9 protein-coding genes are annotated in these 10,661 nt (G+C 64.8%); 6 read left to right on the top strand and 3 right to left on the bottom strand.

Annotated features, from left to right (window positions below; translation table 11 throughout):
* From P3X83_RS40115 to P3X83_RS40090, 6 genes are all read left to right on the top strand, one after another.
* On the top strand, positions 1–975 hold a 975-nt coding region (locus P3X83_RS40115; protein ID WP_277310653.1), incomplete at its 5' end, for a hypothetical protein.
* A complete protein-coding gene (locus P3X83_RS40110) occupies positions 972–2,432 on the top strand; it encodes a hypothetical protein (RefSeq protein ID WP_277310652.1) in 1,461 nt (486 codons plus the stop codon). The genes P3X83_RS40115 and P3X83_RS40110, both read left to right, overlap by 4 nt.
* Positions 2,429–4,318, top strand: coding sequence for a DEAD/DEAH box helicase (locus P3X83_RS40105; protein ID WP_277310651.1), 1,890 nt, complete (start codon positions 2,429–2,431; stop codon positions 4,316–4,318). The genes P3X83_RS40110 and P3X83_RS40105 overlap by 4 nt, the downstream gene beginning before the upstream one ends.
* A gap of 6 nt (positions 4,319–4,324) precedes the next feature.
* Entirely contained in the window at positions 4,325–5,287 is a 963-nt protein-coding gene (locus tag P3X83_RS40100; RefSeq protein WP_277310650.1) for a DUF3883 domain-containing protein, read from the top strand.
* Positions 5,288–5,411: 124 nt separating this feature from the next.
* Entirely contained in the window at positions 5,412–7,400 is a 1,989-nt protein-coding gene (locus P3X83_RS40095) for a hypothetical protein (protein ID WP_277310649.1), read from the top strand.
* Positions 7,401–7,551: 151 nt separating this feature from the next.
* Positions 7,552–7,806 carry a hypothetical protein gene (locus P3X83_RS40090; RefSeq protein ID WP_277310648.1) on the top strand — a complete coding sequence of 85 codons (255 nt, stop codon included), beginning with the start codon at positions 7,552–7,554 and terminating at the stop codon, positions 7,804–7,806.
* A gap of 344 nt (positions 7,807–8,150) precedes the next feature.
* Here the strand turns inward: P3X83_RS40090 and P3X83_RS40085 are convergent, their stop codons facing one another.
* Genes P3X83_RS40085 through fxlM form a run of 3 tightly spaced genes read right to left on the bottom strand, consistent with a single transcriptional unit; the run spans position 8,151 to position 10,658 of the window.
* The gene (locus P3X83_RS40085; protein WP_277310647.1) at positions 8,151–8,315 is read right to left on the bottom strand and encodes a phosphotransferase; all 165 of its coding nucleotides are present in this window, start codon (positions 8,313–8,315) and stop codon (positions 8,151–8,153) included.
* Positions 8,308–9,423 (bottom strand): hypothetical protein, encoded by a 1,116-nt coding sequence (locus tag P3X83_RS40080; protein WP_277310646.1) that lies wholly within the window; start codon positions 9,421–9,423, stop codon positions 8,308–8,310. The genes P3X83_RS40085 and P3X83_RS40080 overlap by 8 nt, the downstream gene beginning before the upstream one ends.
* A gap of 2 nt (positions 9,424–9,425) precedes the next feature.
* Positions 9,426–10,658 carry a methyltransferase, FxLD system gene (fxlM, locus tag P3X83_RS40075; RefSeq protein WP_277310644.1) on the bottom strand — a complete coding sequence of 411 codons (1,233 nt, stop codon included), beginning with the start codon at positions 10,656–10,658 and terminating at the stop codon, positions 9,426–9,428.
* Positions 10,659–10,661 lie beyond the last annotated feature (3 nt).

Here is a 10,661-nt window from a genome sequence, read left to right as displayed (position 1 = left end):
ACTACTCCGGGACAAGGCTGGCGTGCTCACCCACCAACGATCAATGACCTAGCAAGGTTCGGTGACGCGGCACTAGCCGCCGTCATGGCTGCACAACAGGACGACCGCAACGTCGTGACCGCGCTCTGCGCAGCGGCCGGCTTGTCCTACCGGGATTTACGCGCCAGGGTCCGCGATACGTCGGTTCCCACCGACCTACGTGGCAAGTGGAAGAACGACCAGTTGAAGGCGGTCTTTGACGTCATCGACGCAGTCATCACCGGCCAAGTGACGGCAACCAGTCCGGCCGCCCAGCCAGCCCGGCCGGTTGAACACCTGCTACCCGAGATCGACGACGAGCCTGAGCGGCAGCGCGGGTGGGCATTGGTTGAGCAGATGAGGGCCCACGGTGTCCCGTATGAGCTTCTGCTGACCCAGCGAGCAGTTGGCAGTGCATGGGTCGCCCACAGGAGCAGCACGGGCAAGAAGGTGCAAGCTGCGGTAACGACCTCTCTATGCGAGCTGCTTGACAAGCGGTCGGTGCCCTATCACCGGCTTGCCATGAACGCGGCGTCACGGGAGCTGTTGACGCGGGTGGGAGCCAACCCGACTGCTGCTGCGGAGGACGGACGTAACGAGGGCGGGCAACTCGCCGTGCTGGTGCATTCTCCGGCACTGACCCACGCGGTCGCCGTCTCGGTCGCACGGGACGGCGGAACGGCAAGGAAGAGCGGAGCCAGGCTGGGCACCCTTCCGGCGCGCCTCGGCATCGCCTGCAGTGTGGTGTTGGTAGGACCGGGGTGGGCGGAACGGAACACCACGGCTGAACTCGCTCGTCCGTTTCATGGACGGATTTATACAGAGCGGACAGTCCCTGAGCTTGCGGACGCGCTCAGCGGCATGGTTGCCCAGAGCGAAAGCCTTGTACCGGTCGAGCAGAATCGCGGCACACAGTCCACCGCATCGGTTGACGGTCCATCGGAGGCCCGCCCATGAGTTCGCTGACCCAGCAGGCGCGGCGCGGGGTCATTGCGGCGGCTAAGGCGGCGGTCACGGAGCAGACTGAACGCAGACCGTTCGAATGGCGCGGGGATAACATCATGCTGCCCGTGGTCACCGTCCCGGTGGGTGATGTCCTACTCAACCACCGGACGCACCGGGTACGCGCCCAGGTCGAGGGTCTCGGGGCCGACGGCGCCATCATCGAGACCAAGCCGGACAGTGAGGAAGCGCAACAACTACTGGCCGACCTCATTCGGCAAACCAGCGGGTACGCCGAGGTCAAGGCCATGATCCGTCATGAAAAGCAGCGCGAGCCGGGGCTTATCACGCACGAGGGTGTGCTGGTCAACGCAAACACTAGAGCGGTTGCCTTGCGAGACCTGCACGAGGAGGTACCGCACGAGAGTTCCTTCGCGTTCATCAAGGTCCAGGTCCTGCCGGATAACGCCGACAGCATCGAGATCATGCAGCTGGAGTTCAATTTCCAGATGCGGCGGAACTACCAGCAGCCCTACTCGTTCACAAATCAGTTACTGTTCATCAAGGATCTGCTGGACTCCAACCTAAAGCCGGACGAAATCGGCGTGCAGATGAAGCCACACTACGATCCGACATCTGCGAAGGATCGACGTGCAGCCGCCGAAGAAGTGGAGGGCGAGGACCGACTTCGGCAAATCATCGAGGAACTGATCGCCGCAAGCAGTGGAGCTCTGTGTTGGCCCGACTTCGACGACGACCGGCAGAACTTGATCGAGATCGATGAGACCTACCGGAGGATGGTCGCACGCAAAGGCCCGGATGCAGCGCGCCGTGTCAAGCAGGCGAAACTCGTCGGCCTCCTCGCCGGGATGGACTACCGCCGAGTAAGGCGCATCGATGAGTCGTATCTGGATAGTTACGTGCTCCAGGCGCTTGAGGAAGAGCCGAACTTGCGGCCTGCCGCGAAGGCCCTGGCGATTGGACAACAGGAGGCCCCTCGCGCAGACCTAGGAGGGCTTTCCCTCCTCGATGACCTCAATGAGGACCCGCCTGTTGATCAACCCGGGGAGGTCACCCTGCAGCCGCTGTTCGACGTGCTCGTCCGCCACGGCAAGGTCAACGGCGACACTGACTGGGACGCCGAAGTGGAGATGCCGACCGCTGAGGGCACCACGAGGCTGCCGAAGAATACGTTCTTCGACGCGGTCAAGGCTGCGATGCAGACAGCGGCGGACAGCAAGGCGCAGGACGATCAGGGCCAGGACGCCCGCGACCTTCCGCGGCGTCAGCTGAACGCCGCTGGCGCTGCGTGTGACCGAGTACGCCGGGCGTACGACGAGCTTGAGGACGACGGCGATCAGCCGGAGCCGATGGCGCTCGAGCGCGCCCTCGACGCCTACCTGCGCTCGCACGATGAACTGCTGCGCTACCTGTCAGAACGTGGGTTCGCCGCTGCGGAGAATCGACTGTGACCGACGGACCTGCTATCTCGCTCGACTTCGACCCGACGGCGAACGTGGTCCTCGCCCAGAAGGTCGGTGCCGTCCCAGCCGTGTTCTGGGGCCAGCTGCGCGTCGAGTGGGGCTACGACGGCGACCCAGCCCGGTCTATCCGGGTACCGCTCGAACGATTTCGCGAGAACATCGGCTGGCTGGGCCCAGCCTGCAACCGCTATAACGTCAATATCGCGTGGGAGCCTGCCGCCGAGGCGATCATTACCACGATCAAGCTTGAACGCAGGCAGCTCGAACACGCACGCCGCGAGGTCAACACACCGATGACCCCCGACGACGTGCAACGCCGCCTCAACGGCAGCCGCTTCGCCAGGCAGCTCAAGCCATTCCAACTTCGCGACGCGGCCAAACTGCTCGGTCTGGCGCACGGCGCAAACTTCTCCGTACCCGGCGCCGGCAAGACATCCGTGGCATACGCCGTGTATGAGGCGGAGCGCCGCGCTGAGAGAGTCGATCAGCTCCTGGTCGTTGCGCCGCTGTCGGCGTTCGACGCATGGGAGACGGAGATCGGGGAGTGCTTCAAGCCGGGGATGGCCCCAGTCATCAGGGTGTTCGGGACGCCGGGCAGTCAGGACGCTGAGGTCCTGCTGGTCAACTACCACCGTTTGGCGGCGTACCTCAGCGAGCTTACGAGGTGGGTCCGCAGACGGCCGACCTTGGTGCTGCTTGATGAAGCGCACCGGATGAAGGCGGGCCGCATCGGCCAGCACGGTAGCGCGTGTCTCGACCTTGCGTTTTCGGCGTCACGGCGGGACATCCTGACGGGGACGCCCGCTCCGCAGTCGGCCCAGGACTTCGTCGCCCTATATGAGTTTTTATGGCCAGGGCAGTCACGGCGGATCCTCCCGGCCGAGGTGATGACGACGAACCCCCAACCGGAAATACTCCACGCAATCAACCGAGCCCTACAGCCGCTCTTCGTGCGCACCACGAAGGGGGAGCTGGAGCTGCCTCGGCCCACTCGCAGGCCGGTCGTAGTCCCGTTGAGTGGCCTGCAGCGGGAGATCTATTTGAGTCTCCGCGATCGCTATGCAGGCATGCTGCGCGTCTCGATGAATGACCGCGTTGAACTGGCCCGCATGGGCACGATCGTCATGTACCTGCTCGAGGCCGCGAGCAACCCCCAGCTGCTTGCGGTCGGGTCACGCGACCTGCCGGGGGAGTTCGCCCATCCACCGTTGCCCGTCAAACCTGGGAGCCGATTGTGGGAAATGATCGTCGGCTACAGCCGCTATGAGACGCCCCCCAAGTTCACCCGCCTACGGGAGATCATCGCTCAGAACGTCGCTGATCCGGCCGGTCCCCGCAAGACGCTGGTGTGGTCGAACTTCGTTTCCAACCTCGAAGGTTTGAAACGGTGGCTGGCCGAGTACCAGCCCGCCATGATCCACGGCGGGGTTCCGTCCGTCACAAGCGCGCCCACTGCGGCGATCACCCGGGAGTCGGAGCTGCGGCGCTTCCGCAAGGACGACGACTGCAAGGTCCTGCTCGCCAATCCCGCGGCGATGAGCGAGGGCGTCAGCCTTCACCACGAATGCCATGACGCGGTCTACTTCGACAGAACCTTCAACGCTGGCCACTACTTACAAAGCATCGACCGCATCCACCGGCTCGGCATGGATCCCGACCAGCGCACTACGTTGCTTTTCATGATCACAGATGACACCATCGATCAGGTCGTTGACACTCGAATCCGGGACAAGGCCACCAACCTTGCTCGAGCTCTGGACGACAAGGAGCTTGTACGGATGTCGCTGCCTGACGACGAGGACTACGGAGCCCCGATCGAGACCGATGCAGACATGGCCGCGTTACTTGCCCATATCGACGGCCAGGACAAGTGAACAGCTGTGCTGCCCGAGCCGCTCCCGGTCCATCCGAGTCACCGGCACCTCCAGGCGGCGTTCTATGTAGCTCGATTACTTAAGCGGGACGGCGAGCTCCGACACGCCCTCGACCGGAGCTACCGAAGCCTTGCAACAGGCGCGCTGCACGATCACCGCAGTCTCGCCGAGGGCGAACGCCTGCTCGCCCGCGCAGGCCTGCTCGCGACCCAGCAACACCTCGTCGTGCCGTCCGACGACCTGCTGGCCATGGCCCTATTGCCGGTGGACACGTTCGTCGAGGCCCTGCTTTTCAAGATCCTTACCGACCAGCGCGAGGCGTGGCTAGCACAGATGGCGACGACCGACGAGGTCCGCTGGGAGCTGGTGCCGTACGACGTGGCCACCGCGCTTGCCTCGACCTTTGAAGACGTGCGCGAACGCGATGCGTTGCTTCTTGCCGCCGCCAGGAAAATTGATCTTCAGGTGCTGCAGGAATTCGGGGACGAAGGTGAGCAGGCGGTACTTGAGGCATGCCGCACCCATCTACGCAGCGCTGGTATGCAGCACATGCTCGCCGATGTGGCCCAGGTCAGCTTGATTGACGACACCCTGGGCTATGACATCGCCAGTCCCGATGCCACCGGCCAGCGTCACCGGCTCGAGGTCAAGGCGACCTCGGCGCCACCAGGCTGGGTGGAGTTCTTCATCAGCCGGAATGAGGCCGCTGTCGCCGAGCGCGATCCGCGCTGGTCGCTGGTGGTTACTCGGCGGGAACGTGATCCCACCATCACCGAACCGGTAATGCAGGTTGTCGGCTGGCTCACCCACAGCGATTTCGCCGAGGCGCTGCCCGCAGACCCACCACTCGGCCGAGGCCAGCTTCGAGGCCGCTGGGCGTCATGTCGGATCACCATCAGTGCCCAGAGCCTGCGGCCCGGTCTTCCGCTCAGGAAACCGAACGAACCGGGCCGAACTGGTGGTCCGTAAGGGCGACTCCCGATTGGACGAACGGCACCGTAACATGATCGGTCGTTCGGGTGTACGACACACCTCCCCGCATGTCCGTGATACGAACGCCCTGGACGGTTCAGTGAGCGAACATAGGATAATCATGACCGCGATGACGATCCCGACGACCGACCCACAACTCTCGGTCCCGTCGTCCTCGCAGCCTGAACCACTTCGCAGCCCGCTCGGCAGACTCGACTACCTCAAGGTCAGCGAGGAAGCTCGAGCCGAGAGCCGCAATCGAGAGGTTCACCTTCCGCCGGTCAGTACCTACCGCTGGTGGGCTCGGCGGACGAGCGCCGTCAACGGTGCCCTCATCGACGCGTTCAACGCAATAACGCCTGGCCGGCTTCTCGTGGCCGATATGTTCGCTGGAGGCGGCGTCATCCCGCTCGCAGCCGTCGCGCGAGGCCACCAGGTGTACGCCCAGGACCTGAACCCCTGGCCAGCCGCCGGACTCACCGCAATGCTTGGGCTTCCCGCACCGGACAAACTCCGCGAGGCGGCATCGACGATCGAGCAGTGGATCCGCACCGAGGTCGAGGCCGCCTATGGCACCACTCTCATCGACGGGAACAGAGGCGTCGTCTCCCACACAATCCGAGTGGCAACGGGCGAGTGCACGGGCTGCGGTCAGCGCGCACGCATGTTCCCCCACGCGCTTGTGTCGCTGCGAAACCGCAAAGAGAGCGGAAACCCCCAAGCGTGGATGGCCTGTCGGCGTGGTCACCTCTTCTCAGCCAATTCCGACAAACGTCGACGCTGCCCGACCTGCCATGTCCTTGTCGAGCCGACCGCCACCTATACCCCGATGCGGACGATCACCTGCGAATGCGGCAAAACCGATCGCCTCGCCGATCGCGCTGAGACCTGGCAATGGGAGATCGTCCTCGTCGATAGGTCCAGCCGCACCGCGCGTGAGATCGACATCCCTACCGAGGCCGAACGCGAGCGGGCCGACTCGGGTGGATGGCAGCCAGCTCACGATCTGGGAGCGATCCCGCCAGGCCAAGAAACGAACGTACTCATCCGTCACGGCTTCCAGCGCTGGCAGGACCTGTACCCCAACCGGCAGCGCCACATGCTCGAGCGCATGCTCGATCTGGCAAGCCGTTGTTCGACAGATCCTTCGGTCCTACGCGCGGCGGAACTGGCCGTCGTTGGTAGCGCCGAGATGGCCGGGCACCTGTCCCGCTGGGACCGGTTCTACCTCAAGAGCTTCGAATCAATGGCAGGTCATCGATTCAACCTTACGACCCTGGCTGTCGAGCCGAACGTTTGGGGCGGCGTTGGCCGCGGACGCGGAACCGTCTTGCGACGCCTCAACCAGCTCGTCAAGTCCGCGAACTGGTTGCATGAGAAGACAGGCCGTGAGCTGCTCGTCCAAGGCCCGCTCACCAGCAGTACACCGGCCACCGCCATGAACGAGTGGGACGTACGCGTTGTCGAAGGCAGCAGCGAGCAGATTGTCCTACCATCGGAATCCGTGCATCTGGTTCTGACCGATCCGCCGTACCACGACGACGTGCAGTACGCAGAATTGTCTGGCCCCTTACGCGCGTGGGCTCGTCTCGCGAACGAGAAGCTCACCAACGAGGCACTCACCGGCGAAGCCGTGGTTAATAGCGCCACCGGCCAACTCGTCGACGCCGGCGCCTACGAGGCGCTGCTCGGCCGCATCTTCAAAGAGGCTGGACGTACACTTCGACCGGACGGACATCTCGTCTTCAGCTACGCCAACCGAAGCCCACGCGCCTGGATCGCCGTCTTCGGCGCGCTGCAAAGCGCTGGCCTGCGCGCGGTGGGCTGCGAGATGGTGCACAGCGAGAACGAGACCGACCATGCAAAGCGGGGCGTGCGAGCCTGCACCCTCGACCTCGTGCTCGACCTCGTTCCGGCTGGACCTTGTGCCGTCGAGCAGCATAGGCCGCATCCCGCTCCAGACATCCCGCTCACTGACGAACGACGGTTCCTCAACGTCGTCGCCGACATGTTCCTTCGAGTTGGCGACCTCGAGGACGGATGGCGGTCCGAGGTCCACAAGGCGTTGTCAGAGCACCCCTTCATTACGCCCGTCGAGCGGGCCACATGAGCTGGAGAGACTCGCGCTGCTCGGCCCACGACGCACGCCGCGATTCGGCAATCTCAAGAACGGCTCCTGCAGGGGTGTTCACGAGTGCCTCTCACCTGTGACGAAGCGGAGGGCCGGAAGATCGCTTCCCAGGTCGCGCTGATCGGGGCTCGTGCAGCGACTGCTCGCCGACCCGAACCTGGTCCAGCAGACCCGGGTGAACTCGAAGAAGCAGTTCATGGAGTCGCAGGACTTCCAGTCCGCCGTCGCTGAGGCCGTCGCCGGCAACCAGGACGCGCACAACACCATGGCCGACTACTTCTTCACCGACGGGCCTGCGATCAAGGGGAGCATCGTGGCGCTCGCCGACGCGCTTACGAGGCCGGCGATCGACAAGGGGGCAGGTCAGCCTCGATCCGGATCTTGAGGCATACCCTCACAGTTCCTCCCTCGTGTTCGCGGAGCCTTGCAGATCACACCCCTCGGGGCGGTGCGGGCCCGCAACCGGGCAATTCGAATATCAACGCTCCATGGGTGCTCATGACAGGCGACTGGATTGGTGAGATTTGCCAGGCGGCATTGCGACCGGAAATACGGACCGGTGCTCGATGACGGTTACCTTCCTGCTCACCAGGTCCCGCAATGGTCGCCCACCCCTACGATGCGGATCCGTGCGAGCTGGGCGGCGAATTCCGCTACTCGCTGATGACGTTGTTTCCAGAGGACGGCCGACCACCGGAGGGCGGTAGTGCGTTGGGCCGCGTGGAAGCGTTATCGACGCGTCTCGACTCCGAGTTCTGACACGAGGGCTTCCCAGGTCTCGTCGCTGACGCTTCTGGAGCTGATGTGCTCGATCAGGTCCGCGGCGTCGAAGGCGGGGTCGCTGCGGTCGGCGAACTCGAAGTCGACGCATCCGATTGTGCCGTCGTCATGCACCTCCGAGGGGTGTGAGCGCGCGGGTGAGTTCGGTTTCGCTGGTGGCGAGCGCGGTTTCGAGATCGGTACGCAGGTCGGCGGGCAGGTCGTGCGTGCCGAGCGCGCATGCGATTACTACTGCGGTGAGGTCGCGACTTTGGGAGGGGGTGAGGAGACTGGCACAGTCCGTGTGGGAGAGCAGTTCTCGCGCTGTGTATCCGTCGCTGGCTGCGATGGTGTGATCGATGAGGTCGAGAGCGATCTGGCGAGCCGATGGGCTGGTTGTGCCGCCAAGCGTGTCGATGATGGTCAGGCCGAGCCGGGTATGGAAAACGTCCAGACCGGGAATGGGGGGAAGTAGCTGGTAGCGGTCGATCAAGAGGGTGGAGTTCTGATCACCGAGCTGGCCGGTACAACCGCGGCAAAGTGCGCTCAGGCAGGCGGTGACGGCGTTTTCCCAAGGCTCGCCGGGTTGGGTGTCGTCCAAAAGGGCGAGGGCGCCCGTGGTGTCGCCGGAGGTGGCGTGGGCGAGGATGGCGACTTGGCGACCATCGAGCATGCGTCGGCCGATGCCCTTGTAGCGGCGGAGTTGGGTGTGCGCCTCTTCCCAGCGTCCGGCGATGGCCAGGGCGCGCGCACCGGCGGCCAGCGTATTGGCCCAGAGCCATCGCCGCAGGTCCTGATGGTCCTCGTTGGTGATGGACAGGGTGGCGCCAGGAATGTCTATTCCGTCGATTATGGTGTCGGTGCGGTTGCAGATGGCCGTATACATCGCGTCGAGGAAGTTGAAGGCGCGCTCGCCATCGCCGGCGCGCATGTGGAGACGGGCGATGTTGATGAGGGGTTCGAGAGCGTGGCGCGCGGCCTGTGTGCCCAGAGGGCGGGCGCTCAGATAGACGTTCGACTGGCGAAGACACCAGCGGCGGGCGAGGTCGGGTAGGCCAAGGTCGGAGGCGAGGAGCGCGGCCAGGTTGCACACGGCGGCGGCCCCCGCCATGTCTCCGGCCTGACCGACCGCGCGGGCGCGGTCGGTCAGATCGGCCACCCGCTGTGGCAGCGGTGTGCAGGCGGGGCGGGTGCGTGCGATGAGGGGGAACTGGCGTGCGATCGGGCCGGTGGGATCCAGCATGGTCATTCCCAGGTCACGGTGATCGGGCGGTGGGGGCGATGCAGGACGAACCGGCCGTGATCGGGGTCTGCTGCGGGTGGCGTGTCGGGAAGGGCGAAGCGGACGCTGCGGGTGCGGGAGTCTTGGGCCCAGGTGACGATGTCGCTTCGGACGCGCTCGGCGAGGTCCGGTCCGGCTGAGCCGTGGCCGATGACGCCGACCTCGAACTGTTTGCCGCCATCGGCGGCCGATGGTGCGGTTCGGATAGTGAGGTAGGCCAGGCTGTTGCTCGTTGCGGTGGCCATGGCGACGGTGGGGAACATGGGAGAGACCAGGCCACGTTCCTTGGCGGCGGGCTCGACGTTCATCCGCATGATGGGGTTGTCCAGGCGGCATGCCAGCCACAGGTCAAGCCATTCGAAGGAGACCCCGGATCCGAACAGCACACCGGTCCATGTCTCGTGGCGAGTACTGTTCAGAATCCCGGCGAGCGCGGCCTGTTCACATTCGTGGTTGTCCTTGTGGGCTTGCAAGGTCACCTCACCGGTTCCGGTGAGGTCGATGGTGCGGCGAGCGTCGTCGCCGATGCCGCGCAGGGGCATGAAAACGGCCATTTCGCTGCCGCGGTCAGCCCATCCGTTGGCGTCTCGCTCAAGGATGATGCTGCGGGAGACGGCTCCCGCGAGGCGTAGCGGAACGACGAGGCGGCCCCCTGGGGCGAGCTGCTCCAGCCAGCTGGTGGGGGTTTCGAAGGCGCCCACGGTGGCGATCAACCGGTCGTAGGGGGCCGCTGGGGGATGCCCGAGCGCGCCGTCCGCCAGGACCACTTCAACATTCCTTACGCTGGCGGCGGCCAGGTGCTCGCGGGCGCCGTCGACCAGGTCCTGATCGATGTCGATGGTGATGACATGGCCGCCTTCTCCGACGATCGCGCCGATCAAAGCCGCGTTGTAGCCGGTGCCCGCGCCCAGTTCCAGGACTCGCTGGCCGGGGCGGAGCTGGAGTTGCTCCAACATCATCGCGACGATCTCCGGCTGGGAGGCGGCACTGATGGAGGCGGCGCTGGTTTCGTCGTGTTTGGTGTAGACAGCCTCGTTGGCGTAGGCATCTTCCAGGGGGACGCCAGGAACGAACAGATGCCGGGGCACGGTGCGGATCGCGGAATCCACGGCGGGGCTACGGACGGCGTTGCGGCCGCGTAGGAGGTCGACAAGCTTGTTACGAAGGTGACTAACAGAATCGTTGATCTCACCCATGGT

The sequence above is a fragment of the Spongiactinospora sp. TRM90649 genome (assembly GCF_029382225.1).
Taxonomy (GTDB): Bacteria; Actinomycetota; Actinomycetes; order Streptosporangiales; family Streptosporangiaceae; genus Spongiactinospora.
The sequence above is the reverse complement of the archived record's forward strand: the minus strand, read 5'-3'. Positions and strand labels throughout refer to the sequence as shown.

Bases quoted from the DNA above. Each gene is read 5' to 3' on its own strand.
- P3X83_RS40110 (WP_277310652.1), top strand. From the start codon at position 972: ATGAGTTCGCTGACCCAGCAGGCGCGGCGCGGGGTCATTGCGGCGGCT.
- P3X83_RS40095 (WP_277310649.1), top strand. From the start codon at position 5,412: ATGACCGCGATGACGATCCCGACGACCGACCCACAACTCTCGGTCCCG.
- P3X83_RS40080 (WP_277310646.1), bottom strand. From the start codon at position 9,423: ATGCTGGATCCCACCGGCCCGATCGCACGCCAGTTCCCCCTCATCGCA.
- fxlM (WP_277310644.1), bottom strand. From the start codon at position 10,658: ATGGGTGAGATCAACGATTCTGTTAGTCACCTTCGTAACAAGCTTGTC.